This is a genomic window from Candidatus Aegiribacteria sp. (genome assembly GCA_021108005.1).
In the GTDB taxonomy this organism is placed as follows: Bacteria; Fermentibacterota; Fermentibacteria; order Fermentibacterales; family JCC-6; genus Aegiribacteria.
In genome coordinates this window covers 13,605-32,341 of the sequence record JAIORS010000117.1, presented here as the reverse complement: position 1 = coordinate 32,341, position 18,737 = coordinate 13,605, and the positions used below count along the sequence as shown (strand labels likewise).

Annotated in this window: 17 protein-coding genes; 16 read left to right on the top strand and 1 reads right to left on the bottom strand. The window is 46.3% G+C overall.

Annotated features, from left to right (window positions below; translation table 11 throughout):
- The first annotated feature begins 184 nt into the window (after window positions 1-184).
- The 16 genes from K8S15_07340 to K8S15_07265 all read left to right on the top strand — a co-directional run bounded on the left by K8S15_07340 (window position 185) and on the right by K8S15_07265 (window position 16,984).
- Window positions 185-1,069 carry a PHP domain-containing protein gene (locus K8S15_07340; GenBank protein ID MCD4775851.1) on the top strand — a complete coding sequence of 295 codons (885 nt, stop codon included), beginning with the start codon at window positions 185-187 and terminating at the stop codon, window positions 1,067-1,069.
- A 3-nt stretch (window positions 1,070-1,072) separates the two neighbouring features.
- On the top strand, window positions 1,073-1,282 hold the full coding sequence (locus K8S15_07335; GenBank protein ID MCD4775850.1) for a hypothetical protein: 210 nt from the start codon (window positions 1,073-1,075) through the stop codon (window positions 1,280-1,282).
- 26 nt (window positions 1,283-1,308) lie between these two features.
- Window positions 1,309-2,061 carry a hypothetical protein gene (locus K8S15_07330; GenBank protein ID MCD4775849.1) on the top strand — a complete coding sequence of 251 codons (753 nt, stop codon included), beginning with the start codon at window positions 1,309-1,311 and terminating at the stop codon, window positions 2,059-2,061.
- Window positions 2,062-2,247: 186 nt separating this feature from the next.
- A complete protein-coding gene (locus K8S15_07325; protein MCD4775848.1) occupies window positions 2,248-3,228 on the top strand; it encodes a rod shape-determining protein in 981 nt (326 codons plus the stop codon).
- A 124-nt stretch (window positions 3,229-3,352) separates the two neighbouring features.
- Entirely contained in the window at window positions 3,353-4,027 is a 675-nt protein-coding gene (mreC, locus tag K8S15_07320; GenBank protein ID MCD4775847.1) for a rod shape-determining protein MreC, read from the top strand.
- A gap of 38 nt (window positions 4,028-4,065) precedes the next feature.
- The gene (locus K8S15_07315) at window positions 4,066-4,569 is read left to right on the top strand and encodes a hypothetical protein (GenBank protein ID MCD4775846.1); all 504 of its coding nucleotides are present in this window, start codon (window positions 4,066-4,068) and stop codon (window positions 4,567-4,569) included.
- Window positions 4,556-6,265 carry a penicillin-binding protein 2 gene (gene mrdA, locus K8S15_07310; GenBank protein MCD4775845.1) on the top strand — a complete coding sequence of 570 codons (1,710 nt, stop codon included), beginning with the start codon at window positions 4,556-4,558 and terminating at the stop codon, window positions 6,263-6,265. The genes K8S15_07315 and mrdA overlap by 14 nt, the downstream gene beginning before the upstream one ends.
- Entirely contained in the window at window positions 6,258-7,466 is a 1,209-nt protein-coding gene (rodA, locus tag K8S15_07305) for a rod shape-determining protein RodA (protein MCD4775844.1), read from the top strand. Before mrdA ends, rodA begins: the two co-directional genes overlap by 8 nt.
- An 86-nt stretch (window positions 7,467-7,552) precedes the next feature.
- Window positions 7,553-8,383, top strand: coding sequence for a prolipoprotein diacylglyceryl transferase (gene lgt / locus K8S15_07300; GenBank protein MCD4775843.1), 831 nt, complete (start codon window positions 7,553-7,555; stop codon window positions 8,381-8,383).
- Window positions 8,384-8,538: 155 nt separating this feature from the next.
- Window positions 8,539-9,063 (top strand): hypothetical protein, encoded by a 525-nt coding sequence (locus tag K8S15_07295; GenBank protein MCD4775842.1) that lies wholly within the window; start codon window positions 8,539-8,541, stop codon window positions 9,061-9,063.
- A 28-nt stretch (window positions 9,064-9,091) separates the two neighbouring features.
- On the top strand, window positions 9,092-10,204 hold the full coding sequence (locus tag K8S15_07290; protein ID MCD4775841.1) for a hypothetical protein: 1,113 nt from the start codon (window positions 9,092-9,094) through the stop codon (window positions 10,202-10,204).
- 26 nt (window positions 10,205-10,230) lie between these two features.
- Complete coding sequence (gene dnaE / locus K8S15_07285) at window positions 10,231-13,698, top strand: DNA polymerase III subunit alpha (protein ID MCD4775840.1); 3,468 nt, start codon at window positions 10,231-10,233, stop codon at window positions 13,696-13,698.
- On the top strand, window positions 13,695-14,417 hold the full coding sequence (locus K8S15_07280) for a hypothetical protein (GenBank protein MCD4775839.1): 723 nt from the start codon (window positions 13,695-13,697) through the stop codon (window positions 14,415-14,417). The genes dnaE and K8S15_07280 overlap by 4 nt, the downstream gene beginning before the upstream one ends.
- 32 nt (window positions 14,418-14,449) lie before the next feature.
- Entirely contained in the window at window positions 14,450-15,679 is a 1,230-nt protein-coding gene (locus tag K8S15_07275) for an aminopeptidase (GenBank protein MCD4775838.1), read from the top strand.
- A 9-nt stretch (window positions 15,680-15,688) separates the two neighbouring features.
- On the top strand, window positions 15,689-15,865 hold the full coding sequence (locus K8S15_07270; GenBank protein ID MCD4775837.1) for a Trm112 family protein: 177 nt from the start codon (window positions 15,689-15,691) through the stop codon (window positions 15,863-15,865).
- Between the two features lie 105 nt (window positions 15,866-15,970).
- Window positions 15,971-16,984: a transposase gene (locus tag K8S15_07265; protein MCD4775836.1), complete on the top strand. Its 1,014-nt coding sequence runs from the start codon at window positions 15,971-15,973 to the stop codon at window positions 16,982-16,984.
- Window positions 16,985-17,036: 52 nt separating this feature from the next.
- Here the strand turns inward: K8S15_07265 and K8S15_07260 are convergent, their stop codons facing one another.
- On the bottom strand, window positions 17,037-18,722 hold the full coding sequence (locus tag K8S15_07260; GenBank protein ID MCD4775835.1) for a T9SS type A sorting domain-containing protein: 1,686 nt from the start codon (window positions 18,720-18,722) through the stop codon (window positions 17,037-17,039).
- Between the last annotated feature and the right edge of the window lie 15 nt (window positions 18,723-18,737).

Sequence of the window (18,737 nt, the reverse complement as noted above, 5' to 3'; positions counted from 1 at the left end):
TACGCCGCGGTGTACTCCCGTCCAGGTAAACCAGACGGCGGCACCATCGTCGTACTGGCAGTAGAAATCGACGGGGGATCATTCCAAACAAGACCTCAATCGACGAGCGTCCTTTAATAAACAAAGGTGGTATTGCATAGTACATCACCGTTAGTAATATTCTTCTTTCTGGAGGAAACTGCATATGAACAGAGTTGATCTACATTCCCACAGTACCGCCTCAGATGGTGTTAGTTCCCCCGTTGAACTTGTGTCAATGGCGTTCGAGAAGTCGCTTTCTCTGTTTTCCATTACAGATCACGATACATTTGATGGGATTCCTGAAGGTGCTTCAGCAGCAACGAAGCTGGGGATGAATTTTCTTCCTGGAATTGAGCTGAGCGTGGATCTTGAGGAAGACGGGCTTACAGCTCACCTGCTGGGATACTTTCCGGGAATTGATATTTCTGACCTTGTAAACGGTTCAACCACTCTCGGAGAGGCAATATCTTTTGTCCAGGGAGGTCGTTCCCGAAGAAACCCGGTAATACTTGAGAAACTGGCCAACAGCGGTATATTCATTGAAATGGATGAAGTGGAGGTAATCGCTGGAGGTGACGTTGTGGGAAGACCTCATATAGCCGAAGCAATGCTTAATGCCGGGTATATAAGCAGCATGAGGGAAGCTTTCGACAGGTTCCTCGCAAAGGGAAAACCCGCATACGTAGAGCGGGACAGATTGCCTGTGCTGAATGCAATAGAGATTATTACGGAATCCGGCGGATTGCCTGTAATGGCCCATCCCGGATATATTGAGATGGACCATGAAACGCTGAAGAATTTCTTTAGAACAATGAAAGAGTATGGATTGGCGGGAATAGAAATCTACTACCCTACACATACATCTTCAATGGTGGAAAGACTCAAGTCTTATGCTCTGGAATTCCAGCTTGTTGTTACGGGCGGAACCGACTATCATGGAAGGAATAATGAAGCCGCTCCCCTTGGGGGAACAGAAAATGGGTTTCATGTTGATATTGAAGATGTAAAAGATTTTATAAAACTATGCGGATATCATAGCAGGAGGTAACAAGTGGCAAAACTTAGCGAACTGGTAAGCAAGATAGATAATGAGGCCAAAGAGGGTAACCGGAAAAAGGCACTCTTGATGCTTGACAAGCTTCTTGAAAAAGTACCGGATAACAAGCAGCTTCTCACACGCAAGGCGAAGTTCAATAAAGAGTACGAATACGAACAGAGGATAATTGCCCTCGAGAAGAAGTACGATATAGCGCCAGGATAATGAAGGTTCGATCTGCAGTATTCCTGATGAGTATTCTCCTTTCCTGCGGTACGGTAACAGTTGAATCCTTACACAGGCAGAGCGAACTATACGCAAGCAGGATAGCTTTCGGCTGGGAGAATCTGGGTTGTTTTCAACTCAGGGGCAACGCAAGGCTGCAGGGAAGTAATCTTGTTGCCAGGGGTCCCTTTGTGCTCTGGGGTGATGCTGATGGTGGGCTTCTCAGAGGTGATTTCTATGGACCCGACGGTAAGCCCGTGGTTTCCATCAAGGGTGATTCAACCGGCATACTGATCTATATGCCCCAGGATGAATACGCAACTTTCACTCCGGGAGGTCTTCAGGCTGGCGGAGGAACCATTCCGTCAGCCGATCTTATTCATCTTCTTAGAACAGGCTATCCTCTTACAATGGAAGCATGGGAGATAACCGGTAGCGCAGCCGTGATAGATGAGAATATCCAGTGGACCTTCCGCGGTTCGGATACAACGTATCGAATGGTTCTTACAATGGAAAACGGAGATCTTTTCCCGTCTGAATGTAAATGGGGGTCGGGAGAATTTTCGATCAACGGATCTTCACCGCACGATGAATATAACGCCTGGCCCTGGAGCTGGAGCACAAGAATTAGCGATAATGCGGTAGACCTTGAGTTAACAGAGATAAACACAACAGCTGTACCCTGGGAGGGTATATGGGAAATGAACGTGCCAATCCCTGTAGATACAGTTGTTTACGTTCCTTTATGGCAATCATCGATTAAGTCTGATCAGAGGTAGTGTTAACACTATACTCAACTTGTTAACCATGATTATTCTTGTATATTATCAAACTGTTTGAACCGGGAGTTGACGCAAGCCAGTTTGTTTACTATTCAACCAGCTATCGTTCAGTATACAGGAGGGTAAATGCGTATATTAAACAGTGTTTTCGGCAGAAAACCCGGAACACTGCTTTCAAATTCAATGGCCATTGATCTAGGAACCGCGAATACACTCGTATACCTTCAGGGCAGGGGCATTGTACTTGAACAGCCAAGTGTTGTGGCTCTTGATCGAGAAACGAACGAACTAGTAGCGGTAGGACACGACGCCAAGGCAATGCTTGGGCGTACCGGAACTACACTGCAAGCTTTGAAACCTCTGAAAGATGGTGTTATAACCAACGCCACCGCTACGATGGCAATGCTCAGAGAATTTTTCAGTATGGCAAAAACTCGCAGGATATCGATGAGACCAAGAGTTCTTGTATGTGTACCAAGTGGTATAACCGAGGTTGAAGTGTCAGCAGTGCGGACAGCACTGGAAAGAGCTGGCGCAAGGGAGGTTCTTCTGGTCTCTGAACCTCTTGCTTCTGCTATTGGTGTGGGAATTCCAGTGGAAGGAGCTGCAGGTAATATGGTTGTTGATATCGGTGGCGGAACAACTGAAGTTGCAGTGATATGTCTCTCCACTATTGCGGCCAATAATTCCATAAGAATAGGTGGAGATGAGATTGACAACGCGATATCGACATATCTGAAAAAGCAGTACAGCCTTCTGATAGGCGAAAGAACAGCTGAAACAGTTAAAATTAGAATGGGAACAGTGCTGGAGGCTGACGATGAAGAATACGAGGTCAGCGGTCTCGATTTTGTGAACGGAATTCCAGAAACCTACATTATTAATTCTGAAGATGTCAGAAACGCTCTGAAGGAAGTTATCGGAACGATTATTGAAGCCGTAAGACATGGCCTTGAGAAAACACCTCCGGAGCTTGCAAGCGACATTGTTGACCGCGGAGTAATACTGACGGGGGGCGGAGCCCTTCTAAAAGGATTGGACAGACTTTTAATGAGTGAAACCGGGCTGCCTATAAGAGTAGCAGACAACCCGCTGTCCTGTACAGTGCTGGGTGCCGGTCTGATCCTGGAAGATATATACCGGTACCGTAACCTTCTTCTGTAGCTGTATAATGGATAGTTCAGGAAGACGGACCAGAGACCGCAGGAGCGGAAAGCACAGCAGATTCTTATTTTTTATTTCCATATCATTTCTCCTTCTTATATTTGGTCCATTTCTTTTGAGCGGAATGGGCAGCTGGCTGGGAGCCAGGTTCTCAGAAGTTATTTTAAGGGGGACGGATACACCAACAGAAGAAAAACTCAGAAGTGATATCGTGCAGCTTATGCTTGAGAATTCGATTCTCCGGGAGGAGGCTGTTAAAGCAGAACGATACAGAACACTGCTTGGTATCACCCGGACGGATAACGGAGAAGCTATTCCTGCGAATGTTCTATACCGTTCGGAAGGGTTGGTTACAGGCACGATTGTTATAGATCAGGGGAGCAGCGACGGTATAATCGAGAATTCGGCATGTATCTCTTCTGAAGGTCTTGTGGGCATTGTATGTTCGGTGGGTGAAGCGACAAGCGAGATCCTTCCCATTATTAACCCTTCTGTTAACGTAAGCTGTGTCACATGGCCATCGGGAGCGTACGGAATACTCCAGTCAACATCAGATGGTTCACTGAGCCTTGTTCATGTTGATCTTACAAGCGAAGTGGAGACAGGCGACCAGGTAATCACTTCAAGATATGGTGGTATTTATCCAGATGGACTTCTTGTAGGAAGAGTGTCGGGTATCTCATCAGGCGAGCAGGGACTTGCGTTGAAACTCAGTGTAATCCCTGATGTTGATTTTCAGAATACCGGAGAGGTTCTCATACTTCCTCCGGAGGATTTCAATGAATCCGATACTCAGTAGTTGGCATGTGATCGCCCGGGATGGATTTCAGGTGAAATTTGCAGTTTAGGGTATTCTTTCTCGCTTTCACAGTAATTATCCAGTTTCTGCTGGAAGTGACAATCGGCAGAATATTCGTTGCGCCGTCTCTTATACCTTTACTACTTGTTTACCTTTCGGAGAATTACGGGAAAATTTGGGCGGTTGACGGAGCTTTCTGGTCAGGAATCGTTCTTGACCTCCTTCTGCACCAGCCTCCGGGTTCATCTTCTCTTGCCCTCCTTACTGGGCTTTTTGCGGCAAAAATTTTCAGTAGACTGTCATCCGGAGAGGGTAGAAGCTATCTTCTCAGTATGATGGCCATTTCGGTACTGGTTTCCGATACGGTTTTCATACTTGTTGCATCAAAGCCTATCGGTTCAGGTTTCAGTCCCGTGCTTCTTCTTGTCGTTCCAAGAGCGGTCATTACGGTTATTATAGGCGCATTGATCCTATCTATAACCACCTGGGTCACTGAAATAAGATCCAGGAGAGTAACCGGCAGGCTGCATGTTCAGGGATAAGAAGCAATGGTCCTTTGTGGCGTATCTATTAACGGTACTCGTTCTTTTCCTTGTACTTGGCGTGAGGCTTTTTTACCTGCAGATAGTCAGGGGGGACTACTATAGAAGTCTTTCCAGCCAGAATCATATCAGGATAATCACCAGGCCGGCACCACGCGGACTGATAAGTGACAGAAACGGAGTAGTTCTTGCGGATAGCAGGCCTTCCTTCATTGTAACTGCTGTGCCTTCGGAATTCGATAGTTTGAACATCGTTCAGGTTGCGTTTCTTCTGAATATGCAGGTGGATGCTTTATCTGAAATTTTGAGTGAGGCTTCATCGGTACCCCATAGACCTGTCGTTCTGAGGGAGAGTATGAGCGTGGAAGAAGTAAGTTCGATTGCAGAAAACATATACAGGATCCCAGGCGTTCTAATCGACGTTGCGCCACTTAGGAGATATCACAGAGCCGAAGATTTCTGCCATGTCATCGGATACGTAGGACTGGCTGACGATCCAGAATCCTTCAGGGGGGAAATAACCGGAAGAACCGGAATTGAACTCAGCCTGAATGGTACTTTACAGGGAAACCCCGGGCTGCACAGGGAAGTTGTGGATGCCATGGGCAGGATTGTTGAGGAATACAGGGGAACGGAATCCGAAGAGCCTGTCCCCGGGAAGAATGTGGTACTTACCTTAGATGCGGAACTACAGAGAACAGCCTTCGAGAACATAGGGAAAACCGGGCTGCCCGGTGCCGTAGTTATCATGAATTACAGGAACGGAGATATTCTTTGCGCCGCATCTTCTCCTTCTTTCGATACTAATATGTTTTCCAGGGGAATAACACAGGACGAGTGGAATGCTCTTCTTCAGAATCCAGAGAATCCCCTGTATTGCAGAGCCTGGGCAGCCTCCTATCCGCCTGCTTCCACCTTCAAGATAATTACCGCTTACTGGCTTATCGCTGAGGATCTGATCGATGAGAAAACCATGCCTGCTCCATGTTACGGTTCACTTACTCTTGGGGACACTGAATTCGGATGCTGGAGGGCACATGGAAGGATGAACGTCATCCAGGCTCTGGCGCAGTCCTGCGATGTTTTCTTTTACAGAACATCACAGCTGGGATCACTGAACGAGCTTGCTGAATACGCAGGATTCTTTGGCCTTGGATCACGGCTAACTGAAGTTCTTACGGATGAAAGAAACGGTCTTGTTCCCGATTCGGACTATCTGAACAGCACCTACGGTCCTGACGGATGGGGATTGGGAAATCTTCTTAATGTTTCAATTGGTCAGGGTGAGCTTCTGACCACTCCACTGCAGATGGCTGCCATGACGGGAGTGATCGCATCCAGTGGCCGGATGCCACTGCCTCGGATACTATTGCATGAGGAAGAAAGAGACCCCCTTTTCCCGGTTGGAGCAATCGATGATTTCGCATTCGATATTGTAATTGAGGGTATGCTTCAGACGGTTGTTTCCAGAAAGGGAACCCTTAACAGGGTATTTTTGGATTATCCATGGGATTTCTGGGGAAAAACCGGAACCGCCGAGTGTTCCGGTGAAAATCACGCTATTGTTGTGGGGTTTACTCGTGAGCCCGAACCGGTTGTCATATGCGTTATTATTGAACACGGAGGACACGGAGGGTCTATTGCGGGCCCCCTTGCCAGAGATATACTTCTGAGCTACTTCGAGGGGAGTGATTGATCTGATAGGCAGAGACAGGCCCGATTTTGTTCTGCTTTCATCGCTGCTGGTGCTTTTCGCAATAGGCATGGCAACCATCTACTCCGCTTCAACTGTTATTTCCGAAAGCGGCCTGTTCGGAAAACAGTTGATATGGTCCGTATTCGGTCTTGCCGCATTTCTTGTGGGAAGCATGGTTTCATTCAGGAGGCTTGAAGAAATCTCACCTGTGGCATACGTTTTTATATCTATACTTCTTCTGGCCACGCTATTTATAGGAAAGGGACCGGCGGACAGGTGGATAATTATCGGACCAATTCACTTGCAGCCATCGGAAGCGGCCAAGGCAGGTTTGATACTCGTTACAGCCTGGTGGCTTTCGTCACTGAAAGTCAGACCCAGAAAATTTGGTGAAGCACTTGTTTTCATAACCATAATTCCCGCGATTATGCTGACGGCAGTTCAGCCTGATCTCGGCACTGCGGTTTCAATGCTGTTGATAGTACTTGCGATGTTCGTATGGGCAGGTTACGGGCTGGGATGGATTATACTTCTTGTCAGCCCTGTTCTGGCTGCCGTTTCCTCAATGGATATACTTTTCTGGGTGGGTTTTGTATTGATACTCTCCGTAATACTTTACAGGCGCAGGTATCCGGTTCCCATATGGATCGCATTCATTGGAGGTAATTCCATCGTTGCGGCGCTTACCCCCACTGCGTGGAATATGCTTGAGCCATACCAGCAGTCCAGACTGATAACTTTTCTGAATCCCGCGAACGATCCTCATGGTTCAGGATGGAATATCATTCAATCTGAAGTTGCTGTGGGATCAGGAGGATTGTCGGGCCAGGGGTTCCTTCAGGGAGCCCAGAAGGAACTTGCCTTCCTTCCAGCGAGACATACGGATTTCGTATTTTCTGTCTGGGCGGAGGAAACCGGTTTTATCGGATGCGTAATACTGCTCACCGCTTTTCTCATTCTGTTCTGGAGAATAATCATAGCCGCCAGAAAGTCCGTCAATCCGTTCAACTCCCTCGTAACAGCAGGTGTTGGGGCATATATAGGGATACATGTATTCGTAAACATCGGGATGACACTGGGGATTATGCCCGTAACTGGCCTCCCTCTTCCATTTATTAGTTATGGTGGCAGTCAGCTGGTGGTTGTGCTGTTTCTTCTGGGACTTGTGCTTAACGCCGGAATGTACTGGAGAGAGGTTTAGGGGCAGAGTCACCGAGGGGAAGTGACAGCTTCAAATCAAGAGTTTAGATTATCTCAATAGTTCAACCGATACGGAGGTTCCCTGTAATGCATCCTGTTCTTTTCAGAATCGGTTCTCTGCCCATCAATACCTATGGTTTGATGCTGGCCATATCGTTCATTCTCGGGCTCTGGCTTGCCTCCCGGAGGGGCGAAGCTGTTGGAGTTAAAAAAAACGATGTGTACGACCTTGGAGTGCGATTGATGGTTGCAGCCATAATTGGGTCACGCCTTTTCTACGTTGTAACTCACGTCTCCGAGTTTCAGGGACACTGGCTTGACGTAATCGCACTATGGAAGGGGCTGTACGGCCTGAGCATGCTCGGCGGAGTTATTCTCGCGGTTGCCGTCGGGTTCTATACCGTCTGGAAGAGGAAACTCCCGGTATGGGAACTTTCCGATGCCGTTATTCCATCCTTTGCGTTGGGAATATTCGTAACAAGGATAGGATGTTTCCTGAATGGGTGCTGTTTCGGTTCCGAGACATCATGTTCCCTTGGAGTTGTTTTTCCTGATTCGGCGATGCCCTACAGTAATACCGGTATGATACCAGGTACACATATTCATCCCACTCAATTGTACAGTTGTTTATCGGGGCTGTTCATCCTCATAATACTGCTCTGGGCCGGTCACCGCAAACATTACCCGGGTTTTATCTTCGTCCTTTTCACAGGCCTGTATGGGGTCACAAGGTTCGGGATAGAGGAGTACAGGTACTTCGATCATGAGCCTAATATGCTTTTCGGTTTCAGTTCAATTGCCGGAAGGCCGGGAATAACAGACAATCAGCTGATAAGCCTGATAATGCTCGCCGCCGCTCTTCTGCTTGGTCTATGGCTATATCTTCGTTATCGAAGAACCTACTCAGTCTCTTCCTGAAGAACACATGCCCTGCATGTGGAGGCGTTCTTCCCGGGGAAGAACCGCTCTGTCCCTGGTGCCTGTTGAGGATAGATCGCTGCAGTGAGATCCATTGGAGTAGTACGGGAACGCCTGTCGGAGATCCTTCCGTATCTTCCCGCCGGGATTGTCCAATGAAAGGGGTGCCTGTGTATTCGGCCGTTATGTATCACGGGCTTCCCGGAGAAATTGTTGTAAGGCTTAAATTCAACGGCGAGAAACACCTGGCCACAACAGCAGCAAAGATGATGATGCGGTATTCGATGAAGCTTCCCGGTTCGAATGACATTCTCGTTCCAATTCCCGCGAGTAAAAGAAGGAAGAGGGAACGGGGGTACAACCAGGCCGCTTTGATAGCCGGGCGGCTTGCGTACATGTCAGGCAGCAGAAGTCTTGATGTTCTGACCAAAGATGAAAGCCCTTCGCAGGTTGGTCTGTCTTTTTCACGCAGAAGAAAGAACGTAGAAGGTATCTTTCATATGAAAAGCCGGAACCGGGCACTATCGGGAGCGGACATCTGGATTGTGGACGATGTTGCTACAACCTGCAGCACCATCGACAGCGCTGCTCAAGTGCTGCTGGATTCGGGAGCCCGCTCTGTCATGGGGCTCACTCTGACCTACCGAAAAAGGATGACTGATAGTATTATTCATCAATGAATAATCAGATAAGCAGGAGGGAGCTGACGTGGCCGAAGAACTGACGTTCAATGTGAAAGATATCCCCATGTGCACGAGGTATGGTTTCAGCGCGCGGAAAATGTGGGTTTTCTTTAAAACACTTGTTCTTTCCCTGATCATCTGGGACTTTTTTGTTTACCTCGGTTTCTTTGCCGCCGGTCATGATCTTGCGGCAAGGTGGGGCCAGAGCCGTCTTCTTCCTCTTCCAGGATCCCTGTTCTGGACAGATCCTGTACCCGTTATTCTTCTGGGAATCGGTGTTGCGCTGATTATCTACATATTTATGCGAGCCTCGCTGATGGTTTCAAAGATGACATTCCAGCAGATCCGGGGAGATGATTTCTTTTCAACTACCGATGCCGCTGTCTTCGCAAGAGGGCATGCCACTCCCCTGATTTCGATTCCCGTTCTGCTTGCCATTACACTGCTTCTTGTATACGGCACAGGCGCTTTGACAGGGCTTGTTTCAAGGATTCCCGCCATTGGCCCTGTTATTGCCTCGCTGTTTTCTATACCTCTCTGGGGAGTCATGTTGCTCGGAGTGCTGACTGCGATAGCACTGGTTCTTTCAATTGAGCTTTTGCCCGCAATTATCGCATGTACGAGGGGCGATTCCTTTGAGTCGGTCTTCGAACTTTTCTCAATACTCACATCTCAGTCCTGGCGATTGTTTCTATACCTGCTCGTCTCAATACTGGTTATCGTAATCGGAGGGGCACTCTTCCTGTTCCTCTCATCCATTGCCATCAGCTTTCTCTCCATTTCGGTTTCGTCGGGTGCCGGAAACGGCGGATTGGCCGCTGCACTTGCATCAGGCCCGCAGTTGCTGGCTCCGGAGGCGCTTCCATTTTTTTCCGGGCTTATTACCTTGGGGCAGCAGGGAGATGTTCAGGTTTTATCCGGTGTTGCTGGAACCCTGGCCGGCATCTCCGGAATTGCCATTTTTCTGATTGTCGTATCTTTCTTTTTATCCAGTTATTCTTCAGCATGGACCATAATTTACATCGTTCTCAGATACAGAAAAGATGGAGAAGACCTGATGGACAGGGCTGACAGAGAAGAACGGCGGGAGTTTGACCGCCTGTATGGAGACGCTGGAAAAGATTCCGAGGCGCAATGACACATAGGGTAACGGGTCTGTCCTGAATGACTGCTAATATCGATTTTGTTCATCTGCATCTGCATTCGGAATACAGTCTTCTTGATGGTGCCATCAGATTCGACCGTCTCGCGTCGTATCTCACCGAGAACGGAATGAATTCGGTCGCGGTAACTGATCACGGCAGTCTTTTTGGCGCGGTTCAGTTCTTTGAAAAAATGACAGAGAAGAGTATTCATGCAATTCTCGGGATGGAAGCCTATCTTGCATATCCATCCATGACAGAGAGAAGCAGGAACAGTAAAAGGTATCACCTTACAATTATCGCCAGAAATGAAACGGGATACCACAACCTATCCAAGCTTTCATCAGCGGGTTACATTGATGGTTTCTACTACAAGCCAAGAATAGACAGAGAGCTTCTTGCTGATTACAGCGAAGGCCTGCTGATAGGCTCCGCGTGTCTTCAGGGAGAAGTTGCTCAGCATCTTCTTTCAGGCCGCAGGGAAAAAGCCATCGAAACGATTCGTTTCTACCAGGAAATCGTGGGCAGAGAAAATTTCTTTATCGAGCTCATGGACCACGGCCTCAACGACGAGAAGATAGTGCTGCCTCTGCTTGCCGAACTGGCAAAGGAGATGGAGGCTCCTGTGGCAGCCACCAACGATGCCCATTATCTGAGGAAATCCGATCATGAAGCTCATGAAGCGCTGCTGTGTCTGCAAACTGGCAAAACTCTCGATGATCCCAGCCATATGAGATTTGATACAGCGGAGTTTTACGTAAAAACGCCCCTTGAAATGCAGAAGCTTTTCGGATGGATTCCCGAGGCTGTTACGAATACAGTGAATCTTGCTGAAAAGTGCGATTTCGAACTGACTCAGGGAGACTTTCTACATCCGGAATTTCCACTTCCCGATGGGAAGCACGACATGCAGGGATATCTGAAGAAGCTATCCTATGAAGGCCTTGCTAATCGTCTCGAGCGGAAACCTGAAACTCATGAACTGGAGAGGCTCGATTACGAACTGGGAATAATCAGGGATATGGGCTTTCCGGGCTACTTCCTTGTCGTGTCGGAGTTAATGCGATGGGCGAGATCCAACAATATTCCCGTAGGGCCTGGAAGAGGTTCCACAGCCGGAAGTCTTGTTTCGTATGCCGTTGATATTACCGATATAAATCCCCTTGATTACGACCTGAGTTTCGAGCGTTTCCTCAATCCCGCTAGAAAGGAAATGCCCGATATTGATCTTGATGTATGCTGCGAACGCAGGGGAGAGATCATAGATCACATCATAGAATTGTACGGCAGGGAGAATGTCTGCCAGCTGATTACATTCAGCAGGATAAGAAACAGATCTGTAGTACGCGATATGGCAAGGGTCATGGGCATGAGTGTCGCGGAGGGGGATGCCCTGGCGAAGCTGGTCGCCTCGGCTCCGAATCCGGACGCACCTCTGCCGGAGCTGGTTAGCAGCGTGCCGGAACTTTCCCGGATGGTTAAAGAAGAAAAGAAAATCGAAAAACTATTCGATTACGGTTACACACTTGAAAATCTTGCAAGGCATTCCGGCGTACACGCCGCGGGAGTGATCATAGCTCCCGGTAATCTTCGGGAATTCGTTCCGCTGTATTCAGCCAAAGAAGGCATCACAACCCAGTACGAAAAGAAGAGCGCCGAGAAAGTAGGACTTCTGAAACTTGACCTTCTTGGTCTTCGAAACGTTACCATTATACACAGAGCGCAGAAAATGATCCGCAGGAAAGAATCCGGTCTGGAAGTGAAGGAACTTCCATTCAATGACCCGGAAACACTGGAACTCATCGGAAGGGGGGAAACCGCAGGGGTTTTCCAGCTGGAAAGTTCTGGTATGCGTGAAGCCTTGAGAAAAATTGATGTCAACAGTTTCGACGATGTTGTGGCTGCGGTTGCCATCTTCCGTCCCGGTTCTATGGACATGATAGATCTTTACGCAGATAATAAAAAAGGTATAAAATCGAGAGCCTCCGATTTCACTATTACTTATCCTCACCCGGACCTGGAGGAAGTTCTCTCTCCGACCTACGGTGTAATCATCTATCAGGAACAGGTTATGCGAATCGCGAACCTTCTGGCCGGTATGTCTATGGCAGAAGCTGATATTCTCAGACGGGCAATGTCAAGAAAAGATCCGGAAGTTATGGCACAGATGAGGGAGAAATTCACTTCAGGCGCTGTTAACAGAGGAGTAAACAAGAAAACCGCAAAAAAAATATTTGACCTCATTGAAAAATTCGCAGGTTACGGTTTCAATAAGTCCCATGCCGTCTGTTACGCAGCCCTTGCCTACTGGACCGCCTGGCTGAAGGTTCACCATCCTTCCGAATTCCTCGCGGCGTGTCTTACAAGCGAGATAGGAAAGATAGAAAAAATAACCCGGACAATTGATGAATGCAACAGAATAGGTGTTATTGTTAACTCTCCGTCAGTTAACGCGAGTTCCGTTTCGTTTGATGTTGACGAAAAAGGTAAGATCATCTACGCATTGGCAGCGATTAAAAATGTCGGTGAAGGCCCCTCCTCGGCAATAGTGGAAGAGAGGAAGGAAAGCGGAGAGTTCAAGAACATTTTTGATTTTTGTACCAGGCTTGGGAATGGAGCTGTAAACAAGAAAACACTGGAATCGCTAATTGGTGCTGGCGCAATGGATTGTTTTGGAGTAAACAGAGCTACACTTCTTGATTCGGTTGAGCATGCGCTTAATTATGGCGCTGCTGAAAGAAAGCATGCAGAAGCAGGGCAGATGTCACTGTTCCAGGGTGGAGCAGAAGAGAAAAGCAGTCATTTCGAAGGTGAACCTGTTATAAATGAAAAGCCGGAGCTTCAGTTTGAGGAACGCTGTTCGCTTGAAAAATCACTGCTGGGATTCTATATGACAGGACATCCACTTGAGAAATATTCCGATGAAATAGATAGTTTCGCGACTGATTCGGTAGAGAGAGCAAATGAGAGTAAAAGAAGTATCGTTACAACAGCTGGAATGATTATGCAGAGAAAGATAATCCCTACAAAACGAGGAGACATGGCTTTTATTCTTGTAGAGGGAAGAACTGGAACAGGAGAAGTGGTTGTGTTCAACGATGCTCTTCAGAAGTACAGTGATCTTCTCGAACCCGGAAGACTTGTTCTGATGGATGGAGAAGTCTCGCGAAGAAGAGGGGACAGTCGATTAAGCGTAAGAGCAGTATTTCAGATGGATGATGTCCGGACGAAGCTCAGGGCGGGTATAACCATACGTGTCGATGGGAATAATCCCAGAATGAAACTGCTGCAAAAGGCAGTAGGATATATGAAGGAAAGTAGCGGGAACGGCGAAGTATCTGTGGATATAAAACACAGATCCGGATGGAGAGTAAAGGGACTTTCCAGGTCCATCAAAGTATATCCTGACAATGCACTCATGGATAAGCTGAGGGAACTTCTCGGAAGAGAATCGGTAATTCTATCGAGGGGGAAGGGACCGCGAATATGATTGTAAGAGTTATTCTAATTGTCTGCTTTCTCCTGATTTCATCAGGTGAAGCCGTTTCGGGAGAGTTGATGAGGCTGGTAAGGGAGCCCACAGCTGGAATTGTCGCTCCCAGGACATACCATTTCTCCATGAACACTTTTCCCGATGACGGTCTGAGATTCTCTTTTACTACTGGCCTGTTTTCAAGATTTGCCGCTGGACTGGGTTACGGAGGATGGAATATTACCGGGCTTAACAGTCCGTCGTGGTTCGATCATGTTTACATTAAGGCAAGATTCCGTCTTATCGATGAAAGTGAATCTTTTCCAGGTACAGTACTCGGGTTCGACAACGAACCGGAGGCAGTCCGCTCCGGTGGCACCTACAGAAGAAAAGCAAGATATCTGTATCTGGTTTTCAGCAAGAATTTTCTATCATTCGGCGGAGATATGGCATTTCATTTCGGTATGAGCGCAAATGTAAGAAGACTTGTTCATGCCGGCATGTGGACCGGTATTGACAAAGCTCTTCCGGGGGGATTCGGACTGGCCCTGGAGTACGATTTTGCTACGGACGAAGCTGACTCTGTCCGTTTTGATAACAACGGCGGTTTTATGAGCGGTGAGATATACTGGGAAAGTTTCGGTCAGGTAAGAATATCACTGCAGTTCGTTGATATATTTGAAACAGGCGGAGAAAGTTACAGGGCTCTCGGGATTGATTTCCTTGGACTTCTTTAAACCTTCCTGACTTAATTTGAACGGAGACTGAAATGGATTTTGATAAGCTAAGAAAGAAATATGCTGGTATTATTGTTAACACCGCGATCAATCTTAAGGAGGGAAAACCCCTTCTTATAAGAACCGAAGTCGGGCAGCGACAGTTTGCGAAGGCTCTTTCGGAAGCTGCATATAAAAGGGGAGCTTCTCTCGTATCCGTAGAATTCTCCGATACGGAGCTTGGCAGGCTCAGAATTGATAAGGCACTTGAGGATGATTATCTTGATTTCTTACCGTCCTACCTTGAGAATATGTACGACTGTTACCTTAACGAAGGCTGGAGCAGCATATCTCTCAGGGGACCGGAATTCCCGGATATTATGGAGGGAGCGGATTCTGCAAGAGTAGGAATAGTCAACAAGGCGATTTCAAAGGCCAGGCGCAAGTTCCTGCAGGGTATTTCAGCTAACAGGATCGCCTGGAACGTTTGTCTTTATCCTACCGAAGCCTGGGCTACCAAGGTGCTGGGGAGTAGTGAGAACTGGGAAGAAAGAATATGGGAAGTGCTTATTCCGATTCTACGGATGAACAGTGATGATCCGGCTGAAGCCTGGCTTGAGCATGACGCTGAACTCAAGCGAAGAAGCGCATATATGAACAGGGCCGGGTACGATAAAATTCATTTCACAGGACCGGATACTGACCTTTACGTAGGAATGGCCCCGAACAGGGTTTTCACTGGAGGCAGATGCGTAAATAAAAATGGTGTGGTCTTCTTCCCTAACATCCCCACAGAAGAAATATTCAGTACACCCGATCATACAAGAACCGAAGGTACCGTGAAGGCTACCCGTCCCGTGGAAGTATTTGGAACTCAGGTCAGCGGGGCCTGGTTCAGGTTCAGTGGTGGACGTGTTGTGGAATTCGGTGCCGATACCAACAAGGGAATACTGGAGCAGTACCTGAATTTTGACGATGGCGCCTCCGCTCTTGGAGAGGTTGCTCTGGTGGATACCAATTCGCCAATATACAGGAGTGGAAAGATATTCTACAGCATTCTCTTCGATGAGAACGCCGCATGCCATATAGCGCTTGGAAACGGCTATGCCGACTGTATCGTAAAAGGCACTGAAATGACCGATGATGAGCTTTCAGCGACCAGGTGCAATTCATCACTTGTTCATACGGATTTCATGATCGGTTCGGAAGAAGTTTCGGTTTTCGGTATCGGAGAAGACGGTTCCGAGGAGAAGATAATTGACAAGGGTGTTTTTGTAATTTAGGAGTGTACTATGCTTGATAAAAAACTGCTGGATATTCTCGCCTGTCCGAAATGTAAGGGAGATCTGGAATACAGAACCGAGCCGGAGGAGGTGCTCATCTGCCATTCCTGCAATCTCGCCTACGAGGTCAGGGATGATATTCCCATAATGCTGGTGGACGAAGCAAAACCCTTCGAAAAGGAATGACAGAAGAATAGGGGTCAAATCTTTACTCTTGACAATAGGGGTCAATGACAATAGGGGTCAAATCTTTACTCTTGACAAATAGTACCATTTTACGAATATTGAAACATGGTTAGATCTTTAAGAATCCAGTATCCGGGTGCCTATTATCATGTCACCTGCCGTGGGAACGAAAGAAAGCTGATATTTGCAGATGCACAGGATCAAAAGGCTCTTCTTGAAAAACTTTCGCTCTCCCTGGAGATCTATAATGTATCTCTTCTGACATATGTATGTATGCCGAACCATTTCCATTTACTGGTAACCACTCCGGATGGAAACCTGTCTGAATTTATGCGTCATTTTAATATTTCCTATACCTCTTCTTTCAATAGAAGACATGACCGGGTGGGGCATCTTTATCAGGGAAGATACAAGGCTTTTCTGATCGATTCTGATAATTATCTTCTATCTGTATCCCGATACATTCATTTGAATCCGATTCGGATTAAAGCTTATGCTGAAAAATCAATCGATGAAAAACGTGGAATACTCCTCAATTACGAAGCCAGTAGTTTCTCGGGATATTTATCGGTGCTGAAAAGAAGGGATTTTGTAAATTACAGCAATGTTCTGGACTATATTGGTGGAGATAACCGCAAGGGCAGGCAGGAGTACCAAAAATTCGTAGAATCGGGTATTGATCAGGATACAGAAAATCCACTGGAATCAGGTAAAGGGATTGGGATTGTTGGAGGAGCTGACTTCGTTCAATCGATTAAAGAAAGATTTCTGAATATGAAAGCATCCGAAAGGGAGCAACCCGCCCTGAAGGAATTAAGAAAAGAACTCAAGCCAGAAGAGTTGATCAATCGTTTTACAAAACTGATCAATAAGAGCAGGGATGATATATGCCAGCGTGGGAAAAGATCTTTGGAAAGATCGATGCTGATGGAATTGCTGTACCGTTTCTGTCGGATAACCCAACCTGAAATCGGGAGGCTGCTGGGAGGGATTGACTATAGTTCAGTTAGTCAGGCCAGGAAGAGATTGCATATCAAGCTGGAGAATGAACCACAATTGAAAAAAAGATTTGAAAAATTAAGTGATCAGTTGATTCAAATGTCAAGAGGAAAGATTTGACCCCATTGCTGCGGTTCTCATCCTGGTAGAGGCAGCAGCATTTTTGAAGAAGTTACCGCTCCAGAAGAACTATCCTTCCTGATGAAATAACTGATTCGTTGTTATTGGCCACTGCGAAGTAGACTCCGGGATTACAGCCATCCGTGTTCCACAGAAAAGAGTTTAATTGCTGATTCTGCGATGCAATTTTTAGTATAAGCCTTCCCAGAATATCATAGATGGCGATTTCAGATGGAACAGAGTCGCCGTTCATCTCTATTCTGACTGTAGCTCCGGCTGGATTAGGAGAAATGTACATCGTCTTTTCCGCAGCAGTTGAAGAATTTCCATTTCTTTCACTAACACCTGTAGATGGATGCCATTCATAACAGCCGATATCATATACGCCATTGTATGGTCTCGCGAAATAATCAAGATCATCCAATAAACCCGTATCAATACCTGTATCAACACCCGATGAATATTGATCTAAGTGAAAATCGCCATCTTGTCCCCATGGTGGTATGAAAACAAATTCAGGATCCCCATACGTATTATCTGATCCAAGGTTCCCAATATTCAAACTATCATAATCCTGTCCATTCGCTGTAATCTGAATACTTTCATCAATTACATAGAATATATTATTGTTTGCGATAATATTAGCTATTGGCTGGCAATAAACTCTCTTATTACCACAAAATATATTATTCCTCATAGTCAATGTAATTGGTGTAGTAGGACAATCATATTGAATGGTTGCTAAATAATGGGAAGGTCTTTCAGGCGAATCCCAGAAAGTACAGTTAGTAACTTTAAAGTAGGCATTAACATCATATGTATCGATAACCAAAGCACACCAGGGAGTAGAAAGATTGTTATTATCACCTATCCCATAAACCAGAGTATTTTCAACAATACTACTGTCTCCCCATAGTTTAATTCCATCGGCATAACAATTTGAAACAATGCAATGATGAATATGAGTTCTTCTCGATTTAGAATCCAATCCATCACCATTAGTATGTTCAACAAATGTATATCTTATTTCAATCGGTCCTTCAGATTCTTCAAAGCCAACACCATCAGGTCTATCCCATATAGAAAGAGTATCTTCTCCCTGGTAAAAATGACCGGCATAACCCAGATAGCAACTGTCAATCTGAACATTTACCCAGCCATCACCAATAGCTGCTGGCCCGCCGATACATGTATAAGCTGTATGATGAATATTGCATCTGTTAATAATTATGTTTTCCGCATCACCACCCAGATCAATCCCCATCATTTCAGTTCTGTGAATTTCCAAGTCTTCCAATAGTATATTATTGATAAAGGAATTGCCTTGAAAACCTCCTCTGGAACCTCCTGTATATGGAGTATCTATTAAACTCGTCAATTCCAGATTTATTATCTCTACAAACGATGTGGAATCCTCTAATTGGATACATGAAAACAATGATCCTGCTCCAAGCATTTTAGGTTTAGTTACACCTTGCCCTATTATGACTGTTGGAGATCCACTTGATCCGGAGGGAGGGGTGATCATATCTACGTAAAACAAATTCATAATGTAATCACCAGACAATACTATTAAACTGTCTCCTCCTGAGATATGCTTTGAACCGTATCCAGGTGTAGCCCATGGATAATTAATTGAGCCATCATTTGAATTATTGCCAGTCGTTGAAACGTAGTAGGTTGATGCAAATAATATACTGATATTTAGTATAACTAATACAAAAGCAGTAATCTTCATTATATTCCCCTTTTC

What these genes read in the sequence shown, in the direction of transcription:
- K8S15_07340 (MCD4775851.1), top strand. Translation starts at nt 185, where the DNA reads ATGAACAGAGTTGATCTACATTCCCACAGTACCGCCTCAGATGGTGTT.
- K8S15_07330 (MCD4775849.1), top strand. Translation starts at nt 1,309, where the DNA reads ATGAGTATTCTCCTTTCCTGCGGTACGGTAACAGTTGAATCCTTACAC.
- K8S15_07325 (MCD4775848.1), top strand. Translation starts at nt 2,248, where the DNA reads ATGGCCATTGATCTAGGAACCGCGAATACACTCGTATACCTTCAGGGC.
- mreC (MCD4775847.1), top strand. Translation starts at nt 3,353, where the DNA reads ATGGGCAGCTGGCTGGGAGCCAGGTTCTCAGAAGTTATTTTAAGGGGG.
- mrdA (MCD4775845.1), top strand. Translation starts at nt 4,556, where the DNA reads ATGTTCAGGGATAAGAAGCAATGGTCCTTTGTGGCGTATCTATTAACG.
- lgt (MCD4775843.1), top strand. Translation starts at nt 7,553, where the DNA reads ATGCATCCTGTTCTTTTCAGAATCGGTTCTCTGCCCATCAATACCTAT.
- K8S15_07295 (MCD4775842.1), top strand. Translation starts at nt 8,539, where the DNA reads ATGAAAGGGGTGCCTGTGTATTCGGCCGTTATGTATCACGGGCTTCCC.
- dnaE (MCD4775840.1), top strand. Translation starts at nt 10,231, where the DNA reads ATGACTGCTAATATCGATTTTGTTCATCTGCATCTGCATTCGGAATAC.
- K8S15_07280 (MCD4775839.1), top strand. Translation starts at nt 13,695, where the DNA reads ATGATTGTAAGAGTTATTCTAATTGTCTGCTTTCTCCTGATTTCATCA.
- K8S15_07275 (MCD4775838.1), top strand. Translation starts at nt 14,450, where the DNA reads ATGGATTTTGATAAGCTAAGAAAGAAATATGCTGGTATTATTGTTAAC.
- K8S15_07270 (MCD4775837.1), top strand. Translation starts at nt 15,689, where the DNA reads ATGCTTGATAAAAAACTGCTGGATATTCTCGCCTGTCCGAAATGTAAG.
- K8S15_07265 (MCD4775836.1), top strand. Translation starts at nt 15,971, where the DNA reads ATGGTTAGATCTTTAAGAATCCAGTATCCGGGTGCCTATTATCATGTC.
- K8S15_07260 (MCD4775835.1), bottom strand. Translation starts at nt 18,722, where the DNA reads ATGAAGATTACTGCTTTTGTATTAGTTATACTAAATATCAGTATATTA.